Below are 26,250 nucleotides of genomic sequence, written 5' to 3' on the forward strand. Positions count from 1 at the left end.
TCTGAAATTCGTCGCACTCCATGACAGTAAAGCTCACGATAGATTGCATGGGAGGCGACCACGGCCCGTCCGTGACCGTTCCCGCTGCCGTCAACTTCGTTCGTTCGCATCCCGATGCGCAGTTGCTGCTCGTCGGCATTGAAAGTGCGATTCGTGCGCAGCTGAAGAAGCTCAAGGCTCAGGATCTGCCGGCGCTGACCGTCGTGCCTGCTACCGAGGTCGTCGCGATGGACGATCCGGTCGAGGTCGCGCTGCGCAAGAAAAAAGATTCGTCGATGCGCGTGGCGCTGAACCGCGTCAAGGAAGGCGAGGCGCAAGCCTGCATTTCCGCCGGCAACACCGGCGCACTGATGGCGGTCTCGCGTTATGTGCTGAAAACGCTGTCGGGTATCGAACGCCCGGCCATCGCGTTCGCCCTGCCCAATCCCACCGGCTATACGATGATGCTCGACCTGGGCGCCAACGTCGACTGCGAGCCGCAGCACCTGCTGCAGTTCGCCGAGATGGGGCACGCGCTCGTGTCCGCGCTCGAAGGCAAAGAGCGGCCCACCATCGGCCTGCTCAACATCGGCGAAGAAGTCATCAAGGGCAACGACATCATCAAGCGCGCCGGCGAACTGCTGCGTGCGAGTACACTGAACTTTCATGGCAATGTCGAAGGCGACGACATCTACAAGGGCACCGTCGACGTAATCGTCTGCGATGGCTTTGTCGGCAATGTCGCGCTGAAGACGTCGGAAGGTCTCGCGCAGATGCTGTCCAACATCATCAAGGAAGAGTTTGGCCGTTCGTGGCTGACCAAGGTGATGGCGGTGCTCGCGCTGCCGGTATTGATGCGCTTCAAGAAACGCGTCGACCATCGGCAATACAATGGCGCCGCGCTGCTCGGCTTGCGCGGTCTCGTGATCAAAAGCCACGGTTCCGCCGATGCCTACGCGTTTGAGTGGGCTATCAAACGCGGGTATGATGCCGTCAAAAACGGCGTGCTGGAGCGCCTTGCGCGAGCGATGGAAGAGAACGCAGGTTCTCTCGAACAGGCGGCGCGCGACGCAAGCGGTGCGGGTCACGCAAGCCCGATCGCAGGCCAGCCGGCCGAGCCCTACGCTGCGCAATCCTCGAAGGCATAATGGCTCAATCCACAATCTACTCCCGCGTGCTGGGCACCGGCAGCTATCTGCCGTCCAACCGCGTCACCAATCAGGATCTGGCTGAGCGTCTCGCCAGGCAAGGTGTCGAAACGAGCGACGAATGGATCGTCGCGCGCACGGGCATCCATGCCCGCCACTTCGCCGATCCCGACGTCACGACCAGCGACCTCGCGTTGATCGCCTCGCAACGCGCGATCGAAGCGGCGGACATCGATCCCCAGTCCATCGATCTGATCGTCGTCGCCACTTCCACGCCGGACTTTGTGTTCCCGAGCACCGCCTGCCTGCTGCAGAACAAGCTCGGCATCAAGAATCAGGGCGCCGCGTTCGACGTGCAGGCGGTCTGCTCAGGCTTCGCTTACGCGGTCGCGACAGTGGACAGTCTGATTCGCACCGGTCAGCATCGCACGGCCCTCGTGGTCGGCGCGGAAACCTTCTCGCGCATCCTCGATTTCAACGACCGCACCACCTGCGTGCTGTTCGGCGACGGCGCCGGCGCGGTGATCCTGCAGGCCTCCGACGAACCGGGCGTGCTCTCGAGCGCGCTGCACGCGGACGGCAGCCATTCGAACATTCTGTGCACGCCGGGCAACGTGAACGGCGGCGTGGTCGCTGGCAGCGCGTTCCTGCACATGGACGGCCAGGCGGTGTTCAAGCTTGCCGTCAACGTGCTGGAGAAGGTCGCAATCGAAGCATTGGAAAAAGCCGATCTGAAGCCCGAGCAGATCGACTGGCTGATTCCGCATCAGGCCAATATCCGCATCATGCAAAGCACCTGCCGCAAGCTCGGCCTGCCGCAGGAGCGCATGGTCGTCACGGTGGGCGAGCACGGCAATACGTCGGCGGCGTCCATTCCGCTTGCACTCGACGTCGCGGTGCGCGACGGCCGCATCAAGCGCGGCCAGAACGTGCTGATCGAAGGCGTCGGCGGCGGCTTCACGTGGGGCGCGTCGGTCATTCGCTACTGAGCGCGACGACGCATCGCAGGGCGTAGCTGGCGGCGCCTGCGCGGCCGGACCAATACCGCGCGCCATCGTGCAGCCGCGGCCGGCAGCCACATCCGATTAAACAGATTTTGGGGACGATATGAAATTCGCGTTCGTTTTTCCTGGGCAGGGCTCGCAGGCGGTCGGCATGCTCAATGCATTCGCCGGTCACGCAGTCGTGCGTGAGACGGTTCAGGAAGCCTCCGACGCACTCAACCAGGACCTCGGCAAGCTGATCGCCGAAGGCCCCGCCGAAGATCTCAATCTCACCACCAACACCCAGCCGGTCATGCTGACCGCGGCCTACGCTACCTATCGCGCGTGGCAGCAGGCGGGCGGCCCGGCGCCGGCGATCGTCGCCGGCCATAGCCTCGGCGAATACACGGCGCTCGTCGCGGCCGGCGCGCTAGCTTTCCGCGACGCGGTGCCGCTCGTGCGTTTCCGCGCGCAGGCGATGCAAACCGCGGTGCCGGTGGGCGAAGGCGGCATGGCCGCGATTCTGGGCCTCGACGACGACACGGTGCGCGCGGTCTGCGCGGAAGCGTCGGTCGCGGGCGTCGTCGAAGCGGTCAATTTCAATGCGCCGGCGCAAGTCGTGATCGCGGGCCACAAGGCCGCGGTCGAGAAAGCCTGCGAATTCGCGAAGGCGAAAGGTGCGAAGCGCGCGCTGCCGCTGCCGGTGTCGGCGCCGTTCCACTCGTCGCTGCTCAAGCCGGCGTCGGATCAATTGCGGGAATACCTCGCGAGCATCGACGTGCAGGTGCCGTCGATTCCCGTCATCAACAACGTCGACGTCGCCGTGGTCAACGAGCCGGCCAAAATCAAGGACGCGCTGGTGCGCCAGGCGGCTGGTGCGGTGCGCTGGGTCGAATGCGTGCAGGCAATGGCCGCGCAGGGCGTCACGCACGTGATCGAATGCGGCCCGGGCAAGGTCCTTGCGGGTTTGACCAAGCGCATCGACGGCAATCTCGGCGGCGCATCGGTGTTCGATCCGGCATCGCTCGAAGAAACGCTGAAGCTCGTGACGGCAGGCTGAGCGCTTTCGCGGGCGGGTATCGGCAGAGCCGTGCCGCGCTGGCGCGGCATCCCTCGACAGACGAATCAACAAGAATCAATGAGCCCTATTTGAAGGGCATCCGGACTGACAGATGGAAAAGACTCTCGACAAGCAGATCGCAATCGTAACGGGCGCATCGCGCGGAATCGGCCGTGCGATCGCGATGGAACTCGCGCGTCAGGGCGCGACGGTCATCGGCACCGCGACCAGCGAAAGCGGCGCGACGGCGATCACCGAGGCGTTCAAAGCGGCCGGGGTGAGCGGCCGCGGCGCGGTGCTCGACGTCAACGACGTGGCCGCGGCCGAAGCGCTGATCGACGGCACGGTCAAGGAATTCGGCGCGCTGAACGTGCTGGTGAACAACGCCGGCATCACGCAGGATCAACTGGCGATGCGCATGAAGGACGACGACTGGGACGCGGTGGTCGACACCAACCTGAAGTCGGTGTTCCGTCTGTCGCGTGCGGTGCTGCGCCCGATGATGAAAGCGAAGGGCGGTCGGATCATCAATATCACGTCGGTGGTCGGCTCGGCCGGCAACCCTGGCCAGATCAACTACGCGGCCGCGAAGGCGGGCGTCGCGGGCATGACGCGCGCGCTCGCGCGCGAGATCGGCAGCCGTGGCATCACGGTCAATTGCGTGGCGCCTGGCTTCATCGATACCGACATGACCAAGGCGCTGCCCGAAGAGCAGCAGACCGTGCTGAAAACGCAGATTCCGCTCGGCCGTCTCGGCAGCCCGGAAGACATCGCGCACGCGGTCGCTTTCCTCGCCTCGCCGCAAGCGGGCTACATCACCGGCACGACGCTGCACGTGAACGGCGGCATGTACATGCAGTAACCAAATTCGGTTACTATCCGCGCCTTGATGCGTTCGCAGAAGCACGAGGCGCATGCGTTGACAGGAACCCGAAGCGCCGCTTTTTTGCCGGGTCAAACCTGATAAAATGCGCGCACCTGTATTTTTGAACTTCTTTTCCCTTGGAGGGGTAATGGACAATATCGAACAGCGCGTCAAGAAGATCGTCGCGGAACAACTGGGCGTTGCGGAAGCGGAAATCAAGAACGAAGCGTCGTTCGTGAACGATCTGGGCGCGGACTCGCTCGACACCGTTGAGCTCGTGATGGCCCTCGAAGACGAATTCGGCATGGAAATTCCGGATGAAGAAGCCGAGAAGATCACCACCGTTCAGCAAGCGATCGACTACGCTCGCGCGAACGTCAAGGCCTAAGGTCATTCGCGCCTGCGTTTCTGCACGGGTCGCGCATGACGCCCTGCCGTGCCGCTTGCCGGCGCCAGCAGGGTCGGCGCTATGGGGTGTGTCCATTGACACGTCATACGCCACGCCGCTTGCCACGCAGGAGCCAGCGATGTTGACAGCGCAACTTTCCGCGCGATTGCCGACTTAAACAGCCACAGGGCACACAGGGCGATTCCTGTGGGCGCTGTGGCTTTTGCTTTTGTCATCTATGAAAAAGGGGTTACCGTGAGCCGCCGTCGTGTTGTTGTTACAGGCCTGGGGCTGATTTCGCCTGTTGGCAATAATGTTGCCGATGGCTGGGCCAATCTGGTCGCCGGCAAGTCTGGGATTGCCAATATCACGAAGTTCGATGCGTCGAACTTCTCGACTCGTTTCGCCGGCGAGGTGAAGGGCTTCAATATCGAGGACTACATCCCCGGTAAGGAAGCGCGCCACATGGATACGTTCATCCACTACGGCGTGGCCGCGGGCATCCAGGCGATGCAGGACAGCGGGCTCGAAGTCACCGACGAGAATTCGGAGCGCATTGGCGTAGTGGTCGGTTCGGGCATCGGCGGTCTGCCGATGATCGAAATCACCCAAACCGAATTGCTCAATCGCGGCCCGCGCCGCATTTCGCCGTTCTTCGTGCCGGCTTCGATCATCAACATGATCTCCGGCCACCTGTCGATCAAGTTCGGCATCAAGGGTCCGAATCTGTCGATCGTCACCGCGTGCACGACCGGTCTGCACTGCATCGGCGAGGCTTCGCGCCTGATCGAATACGGCGACGCCGACGTGATGATTGCCGGCGGCGCGGAATCGACCGTGTCCCCGCTCGGTATCGGCGGCTTTGCGGCGGCGCGCGCGCTGTCGCAACGCAATGACGATCCGGCAACCGCTAGCCGTCCGTGGGACAAGGACCGCGACGGCTTCGTGCTCGGCGAAGGCGCGGGCGTGATGGTGCTCGAAGAATACGAGCACGCGAAGGCGCGTGGCGCGAAGATCTACGCGGAAATCGGCGGCTACGGCATGAGCGGCGATGCGTACCACATGACCGCGCCGCTCGAAGACGGCGACGGCGCACGCCGCTGCATGCTCGCGGCGCTGAAGAACGCGGGCATCAACGGCGATCAGGTGAACTACCTGAACGCGCACGGCACGTCCACGCCGCTCGGCGATCTGGCGGAAACGACCGGCATCAAGCGGGCGTTCGGCGACCACTCGAAGGACATGGTCGTCAATTCGACCAAGTCGATGACGGGTCACCTGCTGGGCGGCGCCGGCGGTCTGGAGTCGGTGTTCACGGTGCTCGCCGTGCATCACCAGGTCTCGCCTCCGACCATCAACATCTTCAACCAGGACCCGGCCTGTGATCTCGATTACTGCGCAAACACCGCGCGGGACATGAAGATCGACGTCGCGCTGAAGAACTCGTTTGGGTTCGGCGGTACGAACGGCACGCTGGTGTTCAAGCGCGCCTGATCAAGGGTGACGCATCAGTTCGCGACGCCGGCCTTGCCGGCGCTTTCCCCCGCACCGGCAACGTTGAGCAGGACGACGCAGCGGATTGCGTTGCGTCGCTCTGTCGCAATGCGTGCCGCGGCGGGGGCGTTCGTGCTGATTGCGACGTTAGCCGTCTATACCTGTCTCGCGCCACGCTTGGGCGCGTGGCAGGCCGCTGCGTTGACGCTCGCCGTCGCAGCGGTCCTTGCACTGTGCGCGGCTAGGCATGACGCGGCGCAGCCCACCGCGCTGCATATCGCGATGGGCGAGATTTCCGCCTGGAACCGCGCAGGTGAATTGCTCGCGCGAGGTCGCGTCGTCGGTTGCGCGCAGTGGAGCAGCCGTTTGTTGGTGCTCGCGCTCGCGCCCGAGAGCGGTCGAAGGCGTGGCCTCATGCGTGCGCCGCTGGGCCGTACGCGCTCCCTGCTGCTCGCCGCCGACGCGCTGCCGCCGAATGTTTTCCGCGAACTTTCCGTGCTGGGCCGGCGTGCGGCCGGCGCCTGACTGTAACGACTGTAACCGCTGTTACCGTAGTAACGTGCCCTCACGAGGGGGACGCTACAATGGTCCCCCGCCATGCGCCCTATAGTTAACGGATTTATCAGGTGAGCGAAAAAGAAATTGATCAGGTGCTGGTCGAACGCGTCCAGAAGGGCGACAAGGCCGCGTTCGAGCTTCTGGTCTCCAAATACCACCGCAAGATTCTCCGGCTGATCTCGCGCCTCGTGCGGGACCCCGCCGAAGTCGAAGACGTCGCACAGGACGCATTTATCAAGGCGTATCGCGCGTTGCCGCAGTTTCGCGGCGAGTCGGCGTTTTATACGTGGTTGTACCGGATTGCGGTTAATACCGCGAAGAACTACCTTGCCACCCAGGGCCGGCGCGCGCCGACCTCGACCGAAGCGGATGCTGAAGAAGCTGAAACTTTCTCCGACGCTGACCAACTAAGGGATATCAACACGCCTGAGTCGATGTTGATGAGCAAGCAGATCGCCGAGACGGTCAATGCTGCGATGGCGGTTTTACCGGAAGAATTGCGCACCGCCATTACTCTTCGAGAAATTGAGGGTTTGAGCTACGAGGAAATCGCTGAGATGATGGGTTGCCCGATTGGCACGGTCAGATCACGAATTTTCCGCGCTCGCGAAGCCATTGCGGCAAAATTGCGACCGCTGCTTGACACACCCGAAGGCAAGCGCTGGTAGAGGTTTTTGAACGTCCAGCAGGCTTGGCGGGACAGCGGCGCAATATCTGGATTAGTGGTGTCACTACGGGGTAATTGGAAGATGGGGAGCATCATGGGGTCGGTCTCGATGCAATCGCAAGCGGGCTCGCGCGGCGAGCGTCTGTCCGCTTTCGTCGACGGTGAATTGTTTGGCGAAGAGCATCTGAATCTGGACAAGTTTCTTGCGGAACTGGACGGCGATGATCGCGCCGCCTGGTCGAGCTACCACCTGATCGGCGACGCGCTACGTTCCGACGATCTGGCAGTCAGCCCCGCGCGGAGCAGCGCCTTTCTCAGCGGTTTTGCCGCGCGCCTCGAAAGCGAGCCGCATGTGCTGGCGCCAGCCGCCGCGTCCGCGTCGGTCACGCGCCGCCTGCTCGGGCTGCGCCGGCGAGTCGTGCCGGCTTTTGCCGTCGCTGCCGCGGCCGCTACCTTGACCTGGATCGTCGTGCCGCAGCTGCAGGGCGCGCCGGGTGGTCCGGGTGCCCAGCTCGCTTCGCTACAATCGCACGCCGACCCGGTGCAGCGTGTCGCCATGGCCTCGGTGCCCGCGCAAGACTCCAACATCATTCGCGACGCGAGCCTCGATCAATACTTCGAAGCTCATCAGCAATTCGCGCAGCAACCGGCGATGGCAGGCTCGATGCCGGTGATTCGCGCTGCCTCAGTCTCCACGCAGGGCCAATAGTTTGATGCAGACTCCGCGGTTCAATAAAACGACTATCTGGGGGCGGTTGCCAGCATTTCTATTCTGTGCAGCCGTGTTGTTGTCCGCTACACCGCGGGTCTTTGCTCAAGACGATCCGGTCGTCGCCCGTCGCACGGCCGCGGAACTGCTCGACCGCATCCATCAGGCCGCCCAACAGCAGAACTACGAGGGCGCCTTCGTCTATCAGCGCGGCAATTTCGTGCAGACGTCGCGCATTGCGCATTACTCCACGCATACGGACGGCGAGTTCGAGCAGCTCGAAAGCCTCGACGGCAAGCCGCGCAAAATGCTGCGCCACAACGACGACATGTACACGTTCCTGCCGGAACGGCGTATCGTGGTCTTCGAAAAGCGGCAGAACAAGGATTCATTCCCCGCGCTGCTGTCCGTGAACGGCGAGCAGGTACTGTCCGTCTACGAGCCGAAGATGCTGGGCGATGACCGCGTCGCGGGCGTCGACAGTCTGGTGATGGAACTGGATCCGAAAGACGCGTACCGGTTCGCGTACAAGCTGTGGGCCGACAAAAAGACCGGTCTGCTGCTGCGCGCGCAGACGCTCGACCCGAGCGGCCAGGTGCTCGAGCAACTGTCGTTTTCGCAGGTCCGCATCGGCGTGCCGGTCGACAAGGCGGGCATCGTCAACGGCATCCGCAATCTCACGGGCTGGACGGTCGTGCGTCCGCCAGTCGAGCCGGTCGACATGGCCGCGCAGGGTTGGCTAATCAATCCGTCGGTGCGGGGTTTCCATATCATCCGTCAGTTGCGCCGTCCGATGGCGTCGCGCGAGGCGGGGCAGCCGCCGATCCCGGTCGACCAGGCCGTGTTTTCCGACGGCCTCGCGGCGATTTCGGTTTTCGTCGAGCCGGTCGAGAACAACACGCGCAAAGAGGGCACGGGCGATAGCGGCGCGACGCACGTTCTGGTCAAGCGTCAGGGTGACTTCTGGATTACCCTGCTCGGTGAGGTGCCCCAAACCACATTGCAGCAATTCGCGTCTGCCATAGAATACAAAGCTCCGAAGTAACCCTTCCGAATCCTGAAATCCCTCGGCTTGCTACGATATGACGACTTTCTCGGTGCGCAAATTCCTCGCGGCCGTAGTGGTGGCGGCGTGTTTGCCGCTTGTGCCGCATATGGCATCAGCGGCTCCCGCTGCCAATCTGCCCGACTTCACTGACCTCGTCGACAAGGTCGGCCCGGCGGTCGTCAACATTCGCACGACAACGCGCGTGTCGAACGGTAGTTCCCGCGGCGGCCTGCCGCCGGGTATGGACGACGGCGATATGTCGGAGTTCTTCCGGCGCTTCTTCGGGATTCCGTTGCCGCAGTCACCGCAATCACCGCGCGGTGGTGATAACGGCGGTGGCGGTGGAGGGGGTGGCGGCAGCGGCGGCAGTCCGGATTCACAGGACAACACCGACCCCGAACAGAACAGCGGGGTGGGCTCGGGCTTCATCCTGTCGGCGGACGGCTACGTAATGACCAACGCTCACGTCGTCGACGACGCGGACACGATCTACGTGACGCTGACCGACAAGCGCGAATTCAAGGCGAAGCTGATCGGGGTCGACGACCGTACCGACGTCGCGGTCGTGAAGATCAACGCGTCGAATCTGCCGACCATCACGATCGGCGATTCAAACAAGGTGCGCGTCGGCGAATGGGTCGTCGCGATCGGGTCGCCGTTCGGTCTCGAAAACACGGTGACGGCCGGTATCGTCAGCGCGAAGGGACGCGACACCGGCGACTACCTGCCGTTCATCCAGACCGACGTAGCCGTCAATCCGGGCAACTCGGGCGGCCCGCTAATCAACATGCAAGGCGAAGTGATTGGCATCAATTCGCAGATTTACAGCCGCACCGGCGGTTTCATGGGCATTTCGTTCGCGATTCCGATCGACGAAGCGATGCGCGTGGCCGATCAGCTGAAGAGTTCGGGCAAGGTGGTGCGCGGCCGCATCGCGGTGGCGATCGGTGAAGTGACGAAAGACGTCGCCGATTCGCTCGGTTTGCCGAAGGCGCAGGGCGCGCTCGTCAGCAGCGTCGAGCCGGGCGGCCCGGCCGACAAGGCCGGCGTGCAGCCGGGCGACATCATCCTGAAGTTCAACGGTCATTCGGTCGACACCGCCACGGACCTGCCGCGCATGGTCGGCGATACGAAGCCGGGCACGAAGACGTCGATCTCGATCTGGCGCAAGGGTCAGACGCGCGAACTGCCGATCACGATCTCGGAAATGCAGTCGGACAAGGTCGCGAAAGCGGATCAGAAGAAGCCACAGGCGCCGAAGCAGCGCGCGACCAACGCGCTTGGCATCGCGGTCAGCGACATTCCCGCCGATCAGCAGAAAGCGCTGAAGATTCAGAACGGCGTGCAGATCGACGCGGTCGACGGTCCGGCAGCCCGTGTCGGGCTCCAAAAGGGCGACATCATCCTGCGGGTTGGCGACATGGATGTGACGAGCGCGAAACAGTTCGACGAACTGACCTCACACCTCGATTCGCAGAAGATGGTCGCGTTGCTGGTGCGTCGCGGCGACAACACGCAGTTTGTGCCGATCCGTCCGCGCAGCGCGCAGAAATGACAAAGACGGCATCGCTCACGCTCTATGGGCGCGCGTGGTGCCATCTGTGCGAGGACATGCGCGCCGCGCTCGAGCCGTTGCTGGCCGAGTTCGGTGCGCAACTGGCGGTGATCGACGTCGACAGCGATCCGTTGCTCGAAGCGCGTTACAACGAGTGGGTGCCGGTGCTGGTATGCGATGGCGTCGAGTTGTGCCACTACCATCTCAACGAAGCGCGAGTGCGCGCAGCATTGGCGGCGCATGCGTCGCGTGTGGCCGCGGCGTCCTGATGTACATCCGCGCGGCATGGCGATTCGCGCGATCCATGCGCGTGTTTGTCGCGACTCGCCACGATGCGCAGGGTAAATTTCTCGCATCTTCTACGCCGTCTTGAGGCCCGCGCTATGCAAGATGCGCCGGCCGAGGGGCTTTTCGGCTAAAATAGATAGGTTTTTCACCTACTTACAAGGCGTGCTCCGCTATTGTCCGGGCGCGCCTTTTCGCTTGATCGGCACTGAATGGATCATATTCGTAACTTCTCGATCATTGCGCACATCGACCATGGCAAGTCGACGCTCGCCGATCGCATCATCCAGATTTGTGGTGGTCTGTCCGACCGCGAGATGGAAGCTCAGGTGCTCGACTCGATGGATCTCGAGCGCGAGCGCGGCATTACCATCAAGGCGCAAACCGCCGCGTTGTCGTATCGCGCACGCAACGGGCGAGTCTACAACCTGAACATGATCGACACCCCCGGGCACGTCGACTTCTCGTACGAAGTCAGCCGCTCGCTGTCCGCGTGCGAAGGTGCGCTGCTCGTCGTCGACGCGAGTCAGGGCGTGGAGGCGCAAACCGTCGCCAACTGCTACACGGCCATTGAACTCGGCGTCGAAGTGGTGCCGGTGTTGAACAAGATCGATCTGCCGGCGGCGAACCCCGAAAACGCGATCGCCGAGATCGAGGACGTGATCGGCATCGATGCGACCGAAGCCACACATTGCAGCGCGAAGACCGGCCTCGGCGTCGAAGACGTGCTCGAAGCGCTGATCGCGAAAGTACCGCCGCCGAAGGGCGATCCGGAAGCGCCGCTGCAGGCGCTCATCATCGACTCGTGGTTCGACAACTACGTCGGTGTCGTGATGCTCGTGCGCATCGTCAACGGCACGCTGCGCCCGAAGGACAAGATCCGCCTGATGGCAACCGGCGCGCAGTATCCGGTGGAACATATCGGCGTGTTCACGCCGAAGTCGAAGAATCTCGAATCGCTGTCGGCGGGGCAGGTGGGCTTCATCATCGCCGGCATCAAGGAACTCGCGGCGGCGAAGGTCGGCGACACGGTTACGCTGGTGAACCAGCCGGCGGCCGAGCCGCTGCCGGGCTTCAAGGAGGTGAAGCCGCAGGTGTTCGCGGGTCTCTATCCGGTCGAAGCGAACCAGTACGACGCGCTGCGCGACTCGCTCGAAAAGCTGAAGCTGAACGACGCGTCGCTGCAGTACGAGCCGGAAGTGTCGCAAGCGCTCGGTTTCGGGTTCCGCTGCGGCTTCCTCGGTCTGTTGCACATGGAAATCGTGCAGGAACGTCTCGAGCGTGAGTTCGACATGGACCTGATCACGACGGCGCCGACCGTGGTCTACGAAGTTCTGCAGCGCGACGGCACGACCCTGATGGTCGAGAATCCGGCCAAGATGCCGGAGCCATCGAAGATCGAGGAAGTGCGCGAGCCGATCGTCACCGTGAACCTCTATATGCCGCAAGACTACGTCGGCGCGGTGATCACGTTGTGTACGCAGAAGCGCGGCAACCAGATCAACATGCAGTATCACGGTCGTCAGGTCCAGCTGACGTACGAAATCCCGATGGGCGAAGTCGTGCTCGATTTCTTCGATCGTCTGAAGTCGATTTCGCGCGGTTACGCGTCGATGGATTACGAGTTCAAGGAATACCGCGCGTCGGACGTCGTGAAGGTCGACATGCTGATCAACGGCGACAAGGTCGATGCGCTGTCGGTGATCGTGCATCGCTCGCAAAGCCAGTATCGCGGCCGCGAAGTGGCAGCGAAAATGCGCGAGCTGATTCCGCGTCAGATGTACGACGTAGCGGTTCAAGCCACGATCGGTTCGAACATTATCGCGCGCGAAAACATTAAAGCGTTGCGTAAGAACGTGCTGGCAAAATGCTACGGCGGTGATATCACGCGTAAGAAGAAGCTGCTTGAAAAGCAGAAGGCAGGCAAGAAGCGAATGAAGCAGGTGGGCTCGGTTGAAATCCCGCAAGAGGCTTTCCTCGCTATTCTGCGTGTCGAAGACAAATAAGTTGAATAACGGAACCCTATGAATTTCGCGCTGATTCTTTTTGTGCTCGTCGTTTTGACGGGTGTCGCATGGGTCGCGGACAAACTGGTTTTCCTGCCGAAACGGCGCCGCGAGGCAGAAGCCGCAGTCGCCGAATTTGATCGTCAGCAGGCGCGCATCGGCGAGCGTTTCGCCGATGAAAACGCCGCGCAAACCCGCGCGCGTTTGCGTGACGATAAGCTGCGTCAGCCGTGGTGGCTCGAATATACGGCGAGCTTTTTTCCGGTGATTCTGGTGGTGTTCGTCGTGCGCTCGTTCGTGGTCGAGCCGTTCAAGATCCCATCCGGCTCCATGGTGCCGACGCTGCTGGTGGGCGACTTCATCCTCGTCAATAAATTCGAATACGGTCTTCGATTGCCGATCACCAACACGAGGATCACGCAGGGCCGTCCGGTCCAGCGCGGCGACGTCGTGGTGTTCCGTTATCCGAAAGACGAATCGGTCGACTACATCAAGCGTGTGATTGGCCTGCCGGGCGATGTGGTCGAGTATCAGGACAAGAAGTTGACCGTCAACGGCAAGCCGGTGCCAGAAACGCCGCTGCCCGATTATCTCGACGAAGAGCGGCTCGGCTATGCGAAGCAGTTCCAGGAAGATATCGACGGCCGCAAGAACGCGATTCTGAATAATCCGGCGGTGCCGCCGTTCATCGTTGGTGCGGAAGACTTCCCCTATCGCGACAACTGCCAATACAACGCACGTGGCGTGATCTGCAAAGTGCCGCCGGGCAACTTCTTCATGATGGGCGATAACCGAGACAACAGCGCGGATAGCCGGTACTGGGGTTTTGCGCCTGAACGCAATATCGTCGGCCGCGCATTTTTCATCTGGATGAACTTCAGCGATCTGCGACGCATCGGCTCCTTCCAGTGAGTCGTGTGCATTGATCGCTTCGTGATCACTTCATGAGCGATCACACGCCGCGCGAATAACCGGCACCGGTTATCTCGGTCGCGGCGTGTTGTCATGCTACTTTAAGAACTCGCGGTAACGTCGCTTCACCACGCTTTTTCCTCTGGCGCCCCGCCTTTCCGCCGGGTCAGGCGCCCGCGTTATACTCTGCCCATGCCTCTATCTCCGTTGGAAAGCCGTTTGCGCTATGAATTTCGCAATGCGGAATTGCTGCGCCAGGCTTTAACACACCGCAGTCACAGCTCCACGCACAACGAACGGCTCGAATTTCTCGGCGACTCCGTTCTGAATTGCGCGGTGGCTGCGCTTTTGTTCCAACGTTTCGGCAAACTCGACGAAGGCGATCTGTCGCGCGTGCGTGCCAATCTGGTCAAACAGCAGTCCCTTTACGAGATTGCTCAGGCACTCAATATCTCCGAGGGCCTGCGCCTCGGCGAGGGTGAATTGCGCAGCGGCGGCTTCCGCCGGCCGTCCATCCTTGCGGATACGCTCGAGGCGGTGCTCGGTGCGATATTTCTCGACGGCGGCTTCGACGCTGCGCAGACGGTCATCAAACGCCTGTACGTGCCAATCCTCGACCATATCGACCCGCGTACGCTCGGCAAGGACGCTAAGACGCTGCTGCAGGAGTATCTGCAGGGCCACAAGATTGCGTTGCCTACCTATACGGTCGTCGCCACCCATGGTGCGGCGCACAATCAGCAATTCGAAGTCGAATGCACGGTGCCAAAGCTCGACGTCAAGGTGTCCGGCTCGGGCGCGAGCCGTCGCGCGGCGGAGCAGGCGGCCGCAAAGAAAGCGCTCGACGAAGTAATGGCCGCGGCGCCTGCCGTAGTTGCGAAGCCGAAGCGTTCGAAAAGCGCGCGCGCCGCGAAAAACGCCGAGCAGGACATCGTGCCGGGTGTGACCGGCGTGCAGGCCGCACTGGATTTACGCACACCGGATCGCAAGAGCGCGCGCGGCGAAGGGCGGGCGCCTGCTGCGGTTGAAGCCCACGCCGACAAGTCTGCCGCGGAAAAGTCAGCGGTTGAAAGGGCTGCAGCCGAGCGTGCAGCGCCGGGCGCCGCCGGTGCGCCGTTGGCTGTCATCCGTGCCGCGCATGTGGAGTACAGCGGACATGACAAGCCGGAGCGCGCCGAGAAGTCCGAAAAGGCGGAGAGAGCCGACAAGGTTTCGGTGCACTCAGGCGAGAAACCTGTCGACAAGCCGGCCGAAAAACACTCAGCGGACAAAACCCCCGACCTCAAAGCCGACGCGCCGTCACACGCGCGCAGCGCAGAGCGTCAGCGTAACCGCGAAGCCGCGCCGGGCACTACCTCATCGAGCGTTTCCGCCGCGCCCGCATCGGTTGTCTCGGCGGCCCCGGCCGCACCTGCCGAACACGAACCCGGCGTCGCCGGCGCGGTGCAAACGCGCGTCGCCGATGCGGGCCATTGATTGCCATCGGCGTGCGCGTCGCGCGCGCCGACCTGAACCTGCCGTAGTCCGAATATGAACGCTCCCACTCCCACTGGTTTTCGCTGCGGCATGGTCGCGATCGTCGGCCGCCCGAACGTCGGCAAGTCCACGCTGATGAATGCGCTGGTCGGCCAGAAAGTCAGCATCACGTCGCGCAAGGCGCAGACCACGCGCCATCGCATCACCGGCATCAACACGCTCGAAGACGCCCAGTACATCTTCGTCGACACGCCCGGTTTCCAGACCAAGCACAGCGGCGCGCTAAACCGCTCGCTGAATCGCGCCGTCACGTCGACGCTGACCTCGGTCGATGCGATCCTGTTCGTCATCGAAGCAGGCCGCTTCGGCCCCGACGACCAGAAGGTACTCGACCTGATCCCGGCGAAGGTGCCGACGTTGCTGATCGCGAACAAGCTCGATCGCGTGTCGGATAAAGACTCGCTGTTCCCGTTCATGCAGCAGATGAGCACGCTGCGCGAGTTCAACGAGATCGTGCCGCTGTCCGCGAAAAATACCGACGACATCAAGCGTCTGATGGCGACCATCAAGCCGTTCCTGCCGGAAGGCGAGCCGATCTACGGTGAGGACGACCTGACCGATCGCAGCGAGCGCTTCCTTGCGGCCGAAATCCTGCGCGAGAAAGTCTTCCGCTGGACCGGCGACGAACTGCCGTACACCAGCACCGTGCTGATCGACAAGTTCGAAACCGAAGGGCGACTGCGCCGTATCTTCGCGACGATTCTCGTCGATCGCGACACGCACAAGGCGATGATCATCGGCCAGAAGGGCGCGAAGCTGAAGCAGATCAGCACCGAGGCGCGCCTCGACATGGCGAAGCTGTTCGACGGGCCGGTGTATCTCGAGACCTTCGTCAAGGTGAAGAGCGGCTGGGCCGACAACGAAGCTGGGCTTCGTGCGTATGGGTACGAATGACGCGTGGATGACGCTCAATTCAGACGAGGCTCCGGACCAACCGGAGCACGAGCCGTCGCGACCCGCGCGTAGCGCGAGGCAGTCGTCGGCTCAGGCAAAAGGCGCGAAAAGCGCGAATAGCGCGCCGGCCGGCAATGGCGAGCCGCGCAAAGCGCCGGCGCGTCGCGCGCCGCGCACCTCCCTATCCGAATACCGGATCACCGAGCAGCCCGCGTTCGTGCTGCATAGCTACCCGTATCGCGAGACCAGCCTGATCATCGACGTGCTGTCGCGCGACCACGGTCGTCTCGCGCTCGTCGCGAAGGGCGCAAAGCGCCCGCACTCCGCGTTGCGCGGCGTGCTGCAAACGTTCCAGCCTTTGTCGCTCGCATGGTCGGGCAAATCCGAAATGCGCACGCTGACCGGCGCCGAGTGGGTCGGCGGCATGCTGCCGCTGACCGGCGACGCGCTGCTGTGCGGTTTCTATGTCAACGAACTGCTGGTGCGCTTCTGTGCGCGCGAAGACCCGCATCCGCAGTTGTTCCATCACTACGTCGTCACGCTGACTCGTCTTGCGCACGATGAGCCGCCGGTGCAGGTGCTGCGCTCGTTCGAGCGCGTGCTGCTGCGCGAGACCGGCTACGCGATGGCGCTCGACCGCACGGTCGCGCGCAAGGCCGTGCTCGTCGACGGCCGCTACGTGTTCGATCCCGAGCGCGGCGTGCGCGAGGCATCGGACGAATGGCCCGCGCAGTGGCCGGTGGTATCGGGACAAACCTTGCTCGATATGGAAAAGGACGATTACCATCGAGCGCAGACCGTCGCGCAAAGCAAAACGCTGATGCGCTTCCTGCTCAACACCTATCTCGGCGGCGCGTCGCTTGCTACCCGCCAGATCCTGATCGACCTGCAGAACTTATGAGCTTCTTCCTGACTTCGCCGACCGTGATCGACCTCGGCGTGAATATCGACCACGTTGCCACGCTGCGCAACGCGCGTGGCACGTCCTATCCCGATCCGATCCGCGCCGCGCTGATGGCCGAAGAAGCCGGCGCCGATGCGATCACGCTGCACCTGCGCGAAGATCGCCGGCATATCGTCGACGCCGACGTACACAAGCTGCGTCCGCTGCTGAAAACGCGTATGAATCTCGAATGCGCGGTCACGGCCGAAATGCTCGACATCGCGTGCGAAGTGCAGCCGCACGACGTGTGCCTCGTGCCGGAAAAGCGCGCGGAGCTGACGACCGAAGGCGGTCTCGACGTCGCCGGCCAGTTCGAGGCGGTGCGCGCCGCATGCAAGCAACTGGCGGATGCCAACTCGCGCGTGTCGCTGTTCATCGATCCCGACGAAACGCAGATTCGCGCCGCGCACGAAGCCGGCGCACCGGTGATCGAGCTGCACACCGGCCGTTACGCGGAAGCGCACGATCCCGCCGAACAGCAGCGCGAATACGAGCGCATCGTGCGCGCCGTCGAATTCGGCACGACGCTCGGCCTCAAGGTGAACGCGGGCCACGGCCTGCACTACACGAACGTGCAGCAGATCGCGGCTATCGACGGCATCGTCGAACTCAACATCGGCCATGCGATCGTCGCGCACGCGATCTTCGCGGGCTGGGACAACGCGGTGCGCGAGATGAAGGCGATCATGGTCGCCGCGCGTCTCGGCGCGCGCGCGTAACCCAATCTCGCGACGGACGCACGCATGGCAATCTACGGAATCGGCACCGACATCGTTCAGGTCAGCCGTGTCGCAGCGGTGATGACTCGCACCAATGGCCGTTTCGCTGAGAAGGTGCTCGGTCCCGACGAACTTCGCGTCTACCACGCGCGTCAGGCCCGTTCGGCGGCGCGCGGTCTCGCGTTTCTCGCGACACGTTTTTCGGCGAAAGAGGCGTTCTCGAAGGCAATCGGCCTCGGCATGCACTGGCCGATGAGCTGGCGCGCGTTGCAGACGCTGAACCGACCGAGCGGCGAGCCGATGGTGGTCGCCTCCGGCGAGCTGGCCGATTGGCTCGCCGCGCGCGGCATCACGGCGCGCGTGACGATCAGCGACGAGCGTGATTACGCGGTGTCGTTCGTGATCGCCGAGACGCAGCGGCCGGACGAGACGGAAGGTTCGTTTGCCGCGCCGGCGTCGCGGGCTTCGTCCGCGCACTCCGCCACCGAATGAAAACGTTGAACGCGGCCGCTCACGGTCGCGTTTGTCTTTGCGACAGACTCTTTTCCAGCGGAATTCGATGAAAACCACACCCGGACCGGTGATGCTCGACGTGGTCGGCAAAACGCTGAACCGCGATGACAAAAGGCGTCTCGCTCACCCGATGACCGGCGGCGTGATCCTGTTCGCGCGCCACTATGAGAGCCGCGCGCAACTGGTCGCGCTGACCGATGCGATCCGCGCGATTCGCCCGGATCTGCTGATCGCGGTCGATCACGAAGGCGGCCGCGTGCAGCGCTTTCGTACCGACGGCTTCACGGTGCTGCCGTCGATGGGCAAGCTCGGCGCGTTGTGGGACGAGGACGTGCTGCACGCGACGAAGGTGACGACCGCGGTCGGCTACATCCTCGCCGCGGAATTGCGCGCATGCGGTGTCGACATGAGCTTCACGCCAGTGCTCGACCTCGACTATGGGCACTCGCAGGTGATCGGCGATCGCGCGTTCCATCGCGATCCGCGCGTGGTCGCGTTGCTCGCGAAGAGCCTGAATCACGGTCTCGCGCTCGCCGGCATGAGCAACTGCGGCAAGCATTTTCCGGGGCACGGATTCGCGCAGGCAGATTCGCACGTCGCGATGCCCGTCGACGAACGCCCGCTCGACGAGATCCTCGGCAACGACGTCGCGCCGTACGACTGGCTCGGTCTGTCGCTTGGCGCGGTGCTGCCCGCGCATGTCGTCTATCCGGCGGTCGATGCGAAACCGGCCGGCTTCTCGCGCATCTGGTTGCAGGACATCCTGCGCGGCAAGCTCGGCTTCGAAGGCGCGATCTTCAGCGACGATCTATCGATGGAAGCGGCGCGCCAGGGCGGCACGCTGACCGAAGGCGCGCAAGCCGCGCTGGAGGCCGGCTGCGACATGGTGCTGATCTGCAACCAGCCGGACGAAGCGGAGAAGGTGCTCGACGCACTGCGCGTCACGCCGTCGAAGGAATCGCAGCGGCGGCTGAAGCGCATGCGGCCGCGCGGCAAGGCGCTCAGGTGGAGCAAGCTGATGGCCGAGCCACGGTACGCCGAAGCGCAGAAGCTGGTTCGCAGTACCTTTGCATAAATGGCAATGGCGCCTTGAAGCAATTCAAGGCGCCATTTTTTTTATCAGCTTCGACTGGCTCGAACCGCCGTCGAGCAATCGCTCAGTTCAAGCGCATGCGCTGCAGCTTGTTGTAGAGCGTCTTCGGGCTGATTCCCAGCAACGACGCGGCGCGATGCCGCGTGCCGCCGACCGCATCGAGCGTCGCTCGAATCAGCATTTCTTCGACATCCGCGAGCGGCGTGCCGACCGTCACCTGCACGCGGCTGCCGTTCAGATCGCGGCCGTTGGCCGTGCCGGCTTCGTCGGCGCGCAACGATTCGATCACGTCGCCCGATGCCTGATAGGCGCGCCGCACGCGTTCCTGCAGCTCGCGCACGTTGCCCGGCCAGTCGTACGCGAGGCATTCGCGCAGGAAGTTCGGCCCCGCCTGCTTCGCGACCTCGGGCGTGCCGCGCGCGGTCGCTTCCACATTCAGTTCGTCGACGACTGCCTGCGCGATCAGCATCGGATCTTCGCCGCGCTCGCGCAGCGGCGGCAGGTTGACAGCGGCGGCCTCGAGACGCAGCGCGAGGTCCTGATGCAGCGAGCCGTCCGCGACCGCCGCGCGCGGGGGTTTGCGCGTCGACGCGATCAGTCGGAAGTCGGTCACGATCTGGTTGCTACCGCCCACGCGCATAAAGGTCTGCGAATCGAGCGCGCGCAACAGCGCTTCCTGCTGCGCGCGCGGCAGCTCGGTGATTTCGTTGATGAACAGCGTGCCGCCGCTCGCCTGTTCGAAGAGGCCTGGCTCGCGCTGCTCGGCGCCGCCGAACGCGCCGCGTTCGTGGCCGAACAGCATGCTGTCGAGCGAGCGATTGAGGCCGCCGGCCGCCGCGCCGCGGCAATCGAAGGTGACGAATGGGCCTTTGCGACGGCGGCTCATGTCGTGCAGCGTGTGCGCGGCGATCTCCTTGCCGGTGCCGGCTTCGCCGGAGATCAGCACCGCCGCTTCGGTCGGTGCGAGCCGCTCGATCGTGTCGTACACGTGCTGAATCGTGCTGCTGCGGCCGAGCATCGAACCGAAGCGTCCCAGTTGACGCAGCGATGCGCGCAGCGCCTGGACTTCCTCGGTCAGTTCATAAGGCCGCGGAATGCGCGCGAGCAGGCTGCGCAGACGCGGGATGTTGACCGGCTTCAGCAGATAGTCCCAGATACCGTGCCGCAAGCCCTCGATCGCACTCTCGACGGTCGCATTGCCGGTCATCACGATCACCGGAAGCGCGCCGCCTGGCGGATGCGCGGGCAGATGCTGCAACAAATCGAGTCCGCTGCCATCCGGCAGATTCAGGTCGACGAGCACGACGTCCGGAATGAAGCGCGTCAATGCGCCGCGCGCCTCGGCGAGCGTGGTCGCGGTGTCGACTGAAAAGCCGTCGGCGGCGAGGATTGCCGACAGCCCGGACAGGCTATTGGGATCGTCTTCAACAATCAGGGCGTGTGGCATGGCGAGCGCAATTTTATGAATGGGTTGAATGCCCGGCACCGCCAACGCTGATGGCGCGCACCGCGGGCTCCTGGGGGCTCGATGACAGGGCTAAACGAACGGTCCTTGTTCGGTGAAAAAACGACAGCCGCCGGCACTGCGTCTTGAGCGGCGCGGGCCGGCGCCTGTAGTTCCTTCACTGCTCCTGTCAGAAATCCCGGTTGCTATCGAAAAACCGGCGCACTTCGAGTTCCGCCTGTTCACGGGTTTTGCCATAGCGTTCCTGAATCAGACCGGCGAGCTTGTCGGCTCGGCCTTCGGCCTTGGTCAGCTCGTCGTCGGTCAGTTCGCCCCATGCGGCCTTCGCCTTGCCGACCATCTGTTTCCATTTACCTTCAGCAATGTCGTTGTTCATGGTGGCTCTCCCAAGGTGGAAATTGAGCGGTACTCGCCTAACTCTCTCCACCTAGCAGGGATCGTGCCAAAAAGCTTGGATGAAATGGATCAAGGGCCTGCCGCGCGCGCGACGCGAATTCAGGAAGTCGCGATGGCAATTTTGAGAAATTTGCCGGTAAAGTTTTCCTAAACCATACACGGCGCGACAGAAAAGAAAAAGCGCCCAAAAATTGAGCGCTCTGGGTGCAGGCCGGCAGGGCGCCGGCGCTGGCGGGATGACGCAGGCCGCCGTTTAGGCGCGGCTGCGGTACTCGTGCGTACGGGTGTCGATTTCGATCTTGTCGCCGATGTTGCAGAAGAGCGGCACTTGCAGTTCGAAGCCGGTGTTCAGCTTGGCGTTCTTCAGGACCTTGCCCGACGACGTGTCGCCCTTGACTGCCGGTTCCGTGTAGATGATTTCGCGAACCAGCGTGGTCGGCAGTTCGACCGAGATGGCCTTCTCGTTGTAGAACACGACTTCGCAAGCCATGCCGTCTTCGAGGTAGTTCATCGCGTCGCCCATCATTTCGGCTTCGACCTCGTACTGGTTGTAGTCGGCGTCCATGAACACGTACATCGGGTCGGCGAAGTACGAGTACGTCACTTCCTTGCGCTCGAGCACGACGACGTCGAACTTGTCGTCCGCCTTGTACACGGTTTCCATGCCTGCGCCGGTCAGCAGGTTCTTGAACTTCATTTTGACGACGGCGGAGTTGCGGCCCGATTTGTTGTATTCGGCCTTTTGCACGACCATTGCGTCTGCGCCGATCATCACGACGTTGCCGGTGCGGAGTTCCTGTGCGGTCTTCATAAAACTGTCCTGTACGAGATAAATAGCTTAACTGTTGCTCAACGGCATAGGTGCCAAGCGGCTTCGGCGTTTCGCCACCGCCTGCCGCGCGCCGCTCGAAGCGACCGCAGCCCGGATGCGTGAAACGGGACCGGCTCACGGCGAAAATCGCGGCGTGATGCCCCGGCGTTTCCACCTGTCCGTTACCTGAGTTTTTACCCTGTTCGGGCGTGTACACGAGTGGCGCCGATCTGCAACACGCCCAAACATACGTCCCTTTTTTGACATTCGCGTGCCCGACCAGGAGATTGGGACACGTGCTGTGTTTTTCGAGGGGACCGGTCAGACGGGCTGACCATGGGGTTGCTGCTCGAATCGGGCCGCGCTTGCGTCGTCGGCCGTTGGATAACCGCTTATTTTAACTGAGTTTTTGCGAACGAGGTCAGATTTCCGGCGAGATCGCCGACTTGCGCGAGTTCGACCGCCCAGGCGGCGGCGCGCCGCTTAAGCGCCGGATAGTGGCGCTGGAATTCCGCCCAGTCCGGCTGACCCGCGCCGTTCCACGCGTGCCAGAAACGCCCGAGCGCGGCGCGGGCGTCCCTGGACAGCGTGCGCGTGTAGTGCGCGAGCGCGGCGTCGAGCTTTGGCAGATGGGCGTCGTCGGCCTGTGGATAGATGTGCCAGACGAACGGCTTGGCGGCCCACTGCGCGCGCACGAACGAGTCCTCGCCGCGGACGAAATTGATGTCGCTCACCCATAGCAGTGCGTCGTAGCCCGGCTGTTCGGTGAAGGCGAGTGCGTCCGCGCTGAGGTTGCCGCGCGTCGCATGGGTGCCCTCCGCAAACGACGGTAGGCCGAAAAAACGCGCGAGCGCGCCGGAAATGCGACCTTCGGGCACCAGCAGCACGATCGGGCTTGCGCTGTCGCGCCATTGTTCGAGCAGACTGTCGACGGTCGGGTTTTCGTATGCGAACAACGACACGACGGTCGCGTCGGGGGGCGGCGGCGCGTGGCCCGTGACGTTGCGCCACCAGTCGGTGCGCGCGGCCGGCGAGCCTTCGAACGCGGCGCGCGCCGCGTCGAGATCGCGCTCCTTCAAGACGCCACCGGTGCCGGGGCCGAGGCCGGGAAAAAAGAAGAACTTGCTGAGCGCGTAGCGCGGATGCGGCGACGGCCGCAAATGAAAATCGGCGATCCAGTCCTCGGCGCTCAGATATTCGAGGTTGAACCACAGCGGCGTGCGCGCTCGCTCGGCCATCGCCGTGATATAGACGGGAGGCAGTTCGCAGCCGAACGCCTCGATCACGATGTCGGCGACTTCGAGCGTGTCGCCCGCATGGGACGGCTCGTGCCAGTGCTCGATGACAATGCCGTCGAGCGTTTGCCGCGCACGCTCGAGCACGAGCGACGGGCACAGCCTCTTGAACGCATGCAGATCGTCGACGAACACTCGCACCTGCCAGCCATGCTCGTGCGCGAGTTGGCGAGCGAGGCGCCAGCACACGCCGATGTCGCCGAAGTTGTCGATGACCGCGCAGAAGATATCGCAGGCGATCGGGTTGGCAGGGGCGGCGGGTGATCCGGAAGCGGGTGCGACGGAGGACATGGCGGCTCGGCTGGCTCGGTGACTCCGGCGACGCGGAGCGGGTTCGAACGAACGCGGAATGTTCTAAACTGGCGATTCTAAAGCCTCGCTCGCGATCGCGCGCGGTTTGTCCGCCACGCGGGCCGCATGGCGCGACGCGCGACACGACCCCCGGTGCATGGTGCCGGGCACCCGCCGGCGCAATCGGCGCAATCGGTGCAAGCGGCGAGGCAGCGCGAGACAGTCCCACCCCAATCGATCCCGCATGACCGAACCCGAAGCAACCGACGTCCCCGACACCTTCGAGCCGAAAAAAGTGCTCGCCCAATTGCCGCATCTGCCCGGCGTGTACCGCTATTACGACATGAGCGGCGTGGTGCTCTACGTCGGCAAGGCGCGCGATCTGAAGAAGCGCGTATCGAGCTATTTCACGAAGACGCAGCTGTCGCCGCGTATCGCGATGATGGTTACGCGCATCGCGCGCATCGAGACGACGGTCACGCGTTCCGAGGCCGAGGCGCTGCTGCTCGAAAACAACCTGATCAAGGCTCTCACGCCGCGGTACAACATCCTGTTTCGCGACGACAAGTCGTATCCGTATCTGAAGTTGACCGGCCACAAGTTTCCGCGCATGGCCTATTACCGCGGCTCGGTCGATCGCAAAAACCAGTACTTCGGTCCGTTCCCGAGCGCGTGGGCGGTGCGCGAGAGCATCCAGATCCTGCAGCGCGTGTTCCAGCTGCGCACCTGCGAGGACTCGGTGTTCAACAACCGGACGCGGCCGTGTCTGCTGCATCAGATCGGCCGCTGCACGGCGCCGTGCGTTGCGAATATCAGCGAAGAGGACTACGCGCGCGACGTCGCCAACGCGTCGCGCTTTCTGCTCGGCCGCCAAGGCGAGGTGATGAAAGAGCTCGAGCAGAAGATGCACGCGTTCGCGAGCGAGCTGAAGTTCGAACAGGCCGCGGCGGTGCGCAACCAGATGAGCTCGCTGTCGACGGTGCTGCATCAACAGGCGATCGAAGTCGGCAGCGATAGCGACGTCGACATTCTTGCGGTGGTCGCACTGGGCGGCCGCGTGTGCGTGAATCTCGCGATGGTGCGCGGCGGGCGGCATCTCGGCGACAAGGCGTACTTTCCCGCGCACGTGGAGAGCGCGTTGACGGCGGAAGAAGGCGGCCTGGAAGAAGACGGCGATCAGGACGATGCATCGGCGGGTGGGCAAGCAGTCGCGCCGTCGGCCGCAGCGGCGAGGGTCACGGCCGATGCGCTCGCGATCGCGCAGGACATGCCATCGGAAGACGAAGACACCGATGGTAGTGACGAAGAAGCGCTCGACGAGGCTACCGAAGCGACCGCGGACGCCATCAGCGACGAAGGCACGGACGAAGGCGCCGACGGGAACCCAGGATCCGGCCCGGCGGCGAAGGGGCGCAAAGGCCGCGCGCCCGGCGGCGTCGAATCCGAAGTGCTCGAAGCGTTCATCGCGCAGCATTACCTCGGCAATCGCGTGCCGCCGGTGCTGGTGGTCAGCCACGCGCCGGCGCGCGAACTCGTCGACGTGCTGATCGAGCAGGCGGGCCACAAGGTGAGCGTGCTGCGTCAACCGCAGGGACAGCGGCGCGCGTGGCTCGCGATGGCCGAGCAGAACGCGCGGCTCGCGCTCGCGCGGCTGCTCTCCGAGCAGGGCTCGCAGCAGGCGCGCACGCGCGCGCTGACCGACACGCTCGGCATGGAGTGCGACGACCTCGCGCATCTGCGCATCGAATGCTTCGACATCAGCCACACGATGGGCGAGGCGACGCAGGCGTCGTGCGTCGTCTATCACCACCACAAGATGCAGTCGTCCGAGTATCGCCGCTACAACATCACCGGCATCACGCCCGGCGACGATTACGCGGCGATGCGCCAGGTGCTCACGCGCCGCTACGAGAAGATGGTCGCGCAAGCCGCCGCGAACGCGAGCGACGAAGCCGCCGAATCGCAAAGCGACGCGGCCGCCGATCCGTCGCTCGCCGCCGATGCCGCCGAGCCGGCCGCGGCCGGCGGCGTGCTGCCGACCATCGTGCTGATCGACGGCGGCAAGGGGCAGGTGGAGATCGCGCGGCAGGTGTTCACCGAGTTGGGGCTCGATACCGGCATGCTGGTCGGCGTCGCGAAGGGCGAGGGGCGCAAGGTCGGTCTCGAGACGCTGATTTTCGCCGACGGCCGTGCGCCGCTCGAACTCGGCAAGGAAAGCGCCGCGCTGATGCTGGTCGCGCAGATCCGCGACGAAGCGCACCGCTTCGCGATCACCGGCATGCGCGCCAAACGCGGCAAGACGCGCCAGACCTCGCGGCTCGAAGAACTCGAAGGCGTGGGGGCCAAGCGGCGTCAGCGCCTGCTCGCGCGGTTTGGCGGCTTGCGCGGTGTGGTGGCGGCGAGCGTCGAGGATCTCGCGAGCGTTGAAGGTATTTCGCAGGCGCTCGCCGAGCAGATCTACCGGCAACTGCATTGAATCGACGAGCCGCGTTGCGCTGTTATCGGCACCACGGCCCGCTGGAGCCGACGCGTCGCGCAGCGGATGTGCCGGCTGGCGCGTCCGCGAACCACGCGCCGGGCGCGGCCCGCTTGCCGCCTCCGCGCGGCCATGCCCGGGCCGCTTGCTTGTGGCAGGCC

At 63.7% G+C, this 26,250-nt stretch carries 25 protein-coding genes; 21 read left to right on the forward strand and 4 right to left on the reverse strand.

Going from position 1 to position 26,250, the window contains the following annotated elements; translation table 11 throughout:
- Positions 1 to 20: 20 nt before the first annotated feature.
- The 20 genes from plsX to nagZ all read left to right on the forward strand — a co-directional run bounded on the left by plsX (position 21) and on the right by nagZ (position 19,337).
- Complete coding sequence (gene plsX / locus AB3X96_RS16725; RefSeq protein ID WP_013090058.1) at positions 21 to 1,127, forward strand: phosphate acyltransferase PlsX; 1,107 nt, start codon at positions 21 to 23, stop codon at positions 1,125 to 1,127.
- A complete protein-coding gene (locus AB3X96_RS16730) occupies positions 1,127 to 2,116 on the forward strand; it encodes a beta-ketoacyl-ACP synthase III (protein ID WP_368590558.1) in 990 nt (329 codons plus the stop codon). The genes plsX and AB3X96_RS16730 overlap by 1 nt, the downstream gene beginning before the upstream one ends.
- A 118-nt stretch (positions 2,117 to 2,234) precedes the next feature.
- Complete coding sequence (gene fabD / locus AB3X96_RS16735) at positions 2,235 to 3,170, forward strand: ACP S-malonyltransferase (RefSeq protein WP_368590559.1); 936 nt, start codon at positions 2,235 to 2,237, stop codon at positions 3,168 to 3,170.
- Positions 3,171 to 3,282: 112 nt separating this feature from the next.
- Positions 3,283 to 4,032: a 3-oxoacyl-ACP reductase FabG gene (fabG, locus tag AB3X96_RS16740; protein WP_368590560.1), complete on the forward strand. Its 750-nt coding sequence runs from the start codon at positions 3,283 to 3,285 to the stop codon at positions 4,030 to 4,032.
- Between the two features lie 151 nt (positions 4,033 to 4,183).
- Positions 4,184 to 4,423 carry an acyl carrier protein gene (gene acpP / locus AB3X96_RS16745; protein ID WP_004197638.1) on the forward strand — a complete coding sequence of 80 codons (240 nt, stop codon included), beginning with the start codon at positions 4,184 to 4,186 and terminating at the stop codon, positions 4,421 to 4,423.
- A 255-nt stretch (positions 4,424 to 4,678) separates the two neighbouring features.
- Positions 4,679 to 5,917, forward strand: coding sequence for a beta-ketoacyl-ACP synthase II (gene fabF, locus AB3X96_RS16750; protein ID WP_176105457.1), 1,239 nt, complete (start codon positions 4,679 to 4,681; stop codon positions 5,915 to 5,917).
- 108 nt (positions 5,918 to 6,025) lie between these two features.
- Positions 6,026 to 6,442 (forward strand): hypothetical protein, encoded by a 417-nt coding sequence (locus AB3X96_RS16755; RefSeq protein ID WP_176105458.1) that lies wholly within the window; start codon positions 6,026 to 6,028, stop codon positions 6,440 to 6,442.
- Positions 6,443 to 6,543: 101 nt separating this feature from the next.
- Positions 6,544 to 7,143, forward strand: a complete 600-nt coding sequence (gene rpoE / locus AB3X96_RS16760; protein ID WP_006051939.1) for an RNA polymerase sigma factor RpoE — start codon at positions 6,544 to 6,546, stop codon at positions 7,141 to 7,143.
- Positions 7,144 to 7,236: 93 nt separating this feature from the next.
- Complete coding sequence (locus AB3X96_RS16765; RefSeq protein ID WP_368590561.1) at positions 7,237 to 7,851, forward strand: sigma-E factor negative regulatory protein; 615 nt, start codon at positions 7,237 to 7,239, stop codon at positions 7,849 to 7,851.
- A 4-nt stretch (positions 7,852 to 7,855) separates the two neighbouring features.
- Positions 7,856 to 8,896 (forward strand): MucB/RseB C-terminal domain-containing protein, encoded by a 1,041-nt coding sequence (locus AB3X96_RS16770; RefSeq protein WP_368590562.1) that lies wholly within the window; start codon positions 7,856 to 7,858, stop codon positions 8,894 to 8,896.
- Positions 8,897 to 8,933: 37 nt separating this feature from the next.
- Positions 8,934 to 10,454: a DegQ family serine endoprotease gene (locus AB3X96_RS16775; protein ID WP_368590563.1), complete on the forward strand. Its 1,521-nt coding sequence runs from the start codon at positions 8,934 to 8,936 to the stop codon at positions 10,452 to 10,454.
- Entirely contained in the window at positions 10,451 to 10,723 is a 273-nt protein-coding gene (locus tag AB3X96_RS16780; RefSeq protein ID WP_368590564.1) for a glutaredoxin family protein, read from the forward strand. Before AB3X96_RS16775 ends, AB3X96_RS16780 begins: the two co-directional genes overlap by 4 nt.
- A gap of 228 nt (positions 10,724 to 10,951) precedes the next feature.
- Positions 10,952 to 12,745 carry a translation elongation factor 4 gene (gene lepA, locus AB3X96_RS16785; RefSeq protein WP_368590565.1) on the forward strand — a complete coding sequence of 598 codons (1,794 nt, stop codon included), beginning with the start codon at positions 10,952 to 10,954 and terminating at the stop codon, positions 12,743 to 12,745.
- Positions 12,746 to 12,763: 18 nt separating this feature from the next.
- Positions 12,764 to 13,657: a signal peptidase I gene (gene lepB, locus AB3X96_RS16790; RefSeq protein WP_013090047.1), complete on the forward strand. Its 894-nt coding sequence runs from the start codon at positions 12,764 to 12,766 to the stop codon at positions 13,655 to 13,657.
- A gap of 192 nt (positions 13,658 to 13,849) precedes the next feature.
- Positions 13,850 to 15,133 carry a ribonuclease III gene (gene rnc, locus AB3X96_RS16795; RefSeq protein ID WP_368590566.1) on the forward strand — a complete coding sequence of 428 codons (1,284 nt, stop codon included), beginning with the start codon at positions 13,850 to 13,852 and terminating at the stop codon, positions 15,131 to 15,133.
- A gap of 54 nt (positions 15,134 to 15,187) precedes the next feature.
- Positions 15,188 to 16,087: a GTPase Era gene (gene era / locus AB3X96_RS16800; protein ID WP_050783920.1), complete on the forward strand. Its 900-nt coding sequence runs from the start codon at positions 15,188 to 15,190 to the stop codon at positions 16,085 to 16,087.
- Complete coding sequence (gene recO, locus AB3X96_RS16805) at positions 16,074 to 16,988, forward strand: DNA repair protein RecO (RefSeq protein WP_368590567.1); 915 nt, start codon at positions 16,074 to 16,076, stop codon at positions 16,986 to 16,988. Before era ends, recO begins: the two co-directional genes overlap by 14 nt.
- Positions 16,985 to 17,749, forward strand: coding sequence for a pyridoxine 5'-phosphate synthase (gene pdxJ, locus AB3X96_RS16810; RefSeq protein WP_176105465.1), 765 nt, complete (start codon positions 16,985 to 16,987; stop codon positions 17,747 to 17,749). Before recO ends, pdxJ begins: the two co-directional genes overlap by 4 nt.
- Before the next feature lie 24 nt (positions 17,750 to 17,773).
- Positions 17,774 to 18,241 (forward strand): holo-ACP synthase, encoded by a 468-nt coding sequence (acpS, locus tag AB3X96_RS16815; protein ID WP_368590568.1) that lies wholly within the window; start codon positions 17,774 to 17,776, stop codon positions 18,239 to 18,241.
- A gap of 67 nt (positions 18,242 to 18,308) precedes the next feature.
- The gene (gene nagZ, locus AB3X96_RS16820; RefSeq protein ID WP_368590569.1) at positions 18,309 to 19,337 is read left to right on the forward strand and encodes a beta-N-acetylhexosaminidase; all 1,029 of its coding nucleotides are present in this window, start codon (positions 18,309 to 18,311) and stop codon (positions 19,335 to 19,337) included.
- Between the two features lie 82 nt (positions 19,338 to 19,419).
- On the opposite strand, the gene AB3X96_RS16825 is transcribed toward nagZ, so the two are convergent.
- The 4 genes from AB3X96_RS16825 to earP all read right to left on the reverse strand — a co-directional run bounded on the left by AB3X96_RS16825 (position 19,420) and on the right by earP (position 23,613).
- On the reverse strand, positions 19,420 to 20,802 hold the full coding sequence (locus AB3X96_RS16825; protein WP_368590570.1) for a sigma-54-dependent transcriptional regulator: 1,383 nt from the start codon (positions 20,800 to 20,802) through the stop codon (positions 19,420 to 19,422).
- A gap of 187 nt (positions 20,803 to 20,989) precedes the next feature.
- Complete coding sequence (locus tag AB3X96_RS16830) at positions 20,990 to 21,196, reverse strand: CsbD family protein (RefSeq protein WP_176105468.1); 207 nt, start codon at positions 21,194 to 21,196, stop codon at positions 20,990 to 20,992.
- Positions 21,197 to 21,469: 273 nt separating this feature from the next.
- Complete coding sequence (gene efp / locus AB3X96_RS16835; protein ID WP_176105469.1) at positions 21,470 to 22,027, reverse strand: elongation factor P; 558 nt, start codon at positions 22,025 to 22,027, stop codon at positions 21,470 to 21,472.
- Between the two features lie 392 nt (positions 22,028 to 22,419).
- Entirely contained in the window at positions 22,420 to 23,613 is a 1,194-nt protein-coding gene (gene earP / locus AB3X96_RS16840) for an elongation factor P maturation arginine rhamnosyltransferase EarP (protein WP_368590571.1), read from the reverse strand.
- A gap of 244 nt (positions 23,614 to 23,857) precedes the next feature.
- Between earP and uvrC the strand changes: the two genes are divergently transcribed.
- Positions 23,858 to 26,089: an excinuclease ABC subunit UvrC gene (gene uvrC, locus AB3X96_RS16845; RefSeq protein ID WP_368590572.1), complete on the forward strand. Its 2,232-nt coding sequence runs from the start codon at positions 23,858 to 23,860 to the stop codon at positions 26,087 to 26,089.
- The last annotated feature ends 161 nt before the right edge of the window (positions 26,090 to 26,250 follow it).

This window comes from Paraburkholderia sp. BR13439 (genome assembly GCF_040948805.1).
In the GTDB taxonomy this organism is placed as follows: Bacteria; Pseudomonadota; Gammaproteobacteria; order Burkholderiales; family Burkholderiaceae; genus Paraburkholderia; species Paraburkholderia youngii.

Excerpts from the sequence above, each read along its gene's own strand:
- efp (WP_176105469.1), bottom strand. The coding sequence starts at position 22,027 with ATGAAGACCGCACAGGAACTCCGCACCGGCAACGTCGTGATGATCGGC.
- acpS (WP_368590568.1), top strand. The coding sequence starts at position 17,774 with ATGGCAATCTACGGAATCGGCACCGACATCGTTCAGGTCAGCCGTGTC.
- fabG (WP_368590560.1), top strand. The coding sequence starts at position 3,283 with ATGGAAAAGACTCTCGACAAGCAGATCGCAATCGTAACGGGCGCATCG.
- AB3X96_RS16755 (WP_176105458.1), top strand. The coding sequence starts at position 6,026 with ATGCGTGCCGCGGCGGGGGCGTTCGTGCTGATTGCGACGTTAGCCGTC.
- lepB (WP_013090047.1), top strand. The coding sequence starts at position 12,764 with ATGAATTTCGCGCTGATTCTTTTTGTGCTCGTCGTTTTGACGGGTGTC.
- AB3X96_RS16825 (WP_368590570.1), bottom strand. The coding sequence starts at position 20,802 with ATGCCACACGCCCTGATTGTTGAAGACGATCCCAATAGCCTGTCCGGG.
- AB3X96_RS16770 (WP_368590562.1), top strand. The coding sequence starts at position 7,856 with ATGCAGACTCCGCGGTTCAATAAAACGACTATCTGGGGGCGGTTGCCA.
- pdxJ (WP_176105465.1), top strand. The coding sequence starts at position 16,985 with ATGAGCTTCTTCCTGACTTCGCCGACCGTGATCGACCTCGGCGTGAAT.
- fabD (WP_368590559.1), top strand. The coding sequence starts at position 2,235 with ATGAAATTCGCGTTCGTTTTTCCTGGGCAGGGCTCGCAGGCGGTCGGC.
- acpP (WP_004197638.1), top strand. The coding sequence starts at position 4,184 with ATGGACAATATCGAACAGCGCGTCAAGAAGATCGTCGCGGAACAACTG.
- AB3X96_RS16780 (WP_368590564.1), top strand. The coding sequence starts at position 10,451 with ATGACAAAGACGGCATCGCTCACGCTCTATGGGCGCGCGTGGTGCCAT.
- uvrC (WP_368590572.1), top strand. The coding sequence starts at position 23,858 with ATGACCGAACCCGAAGCAACCGACGTCCCCGACACCTTCGAGCCGAAA.
- recO (WP_368590567.1), top strand. The coding sequence starts at position 16,074 with ATGGGTACGAATGACGCGTGGATGACGCTCAATTCAGACGAGGCTCCG.
- nagZ (WP_368590569.1), top strand. The coding sequence starts at position 18,309 with ATGAAAACCACACCCGGACCGGTGATGCTCGACGTGGTCGGCAAAACG.
- AB3X96_RS16730 (WP_368590558.1), top strand. The coding sequence starts at position 1,127 with ATGGCTCAATCCACAATCTACTCCCGCGTGCTGGGCACCGGCAGCTAT.
- AB3X96_RS16830 (WP_176105468.1), bottom strand. The coding sequence starts at position 21,196 with ATGAACAACGACATTGCTGAAGGTAAATGGAAACAGATGGTCGGCAAG.
- era (WP_050783920.1), top strand. The coding sequence starts at position 15,188 with ATGAACGCTCCCACTCCCACTGGTTTTCGCTGCGGCATGGTCGCGATC.
- AB3X96_RS16775 (WP_368590563.1), top strand. The coding sequence starts at position 8,934 with ATGACGACTTTCTCGGTGCGCAAATTCCTCGCGGCCGTAGTGGTGGCG.
- AB3X96_RS16765 (WP_368590561.1), top strand. The coding sequence starts at position 7,237 with ATGGGGTCGGTCTCGATGCAATCGCAAGCGGGCTCGCGCGGCGAGCGT.
- rnc (WP_368590566.1), top strand. The coding sequence starts at position 13,850 with ATGCCTCTATCTCCGTTGGAAAGCCGTTTGCGCTATGAATTTCGCAAT.
- lepA (WP_368590565.1), top strand. The coding sequence starts at position 10,952 with ATGGATCATATTCGTAACTTCTCGATCATTGCGCACATCGACCATGGC.
- plsX (WP_013090058.1), top strand. The coding sequence starts at position 21 with ATGACAGTAAAGCTCACGATAGATTGCATGGGAGGCGACCACGGCCCG.
- earP (WP_368590571.1), bottom strand. The coding sequence starts at position 23,613 with ATGTCCTCCGTCGCACCCGCTTCCGGATCACCCGCCGCCCCTGCCAAC.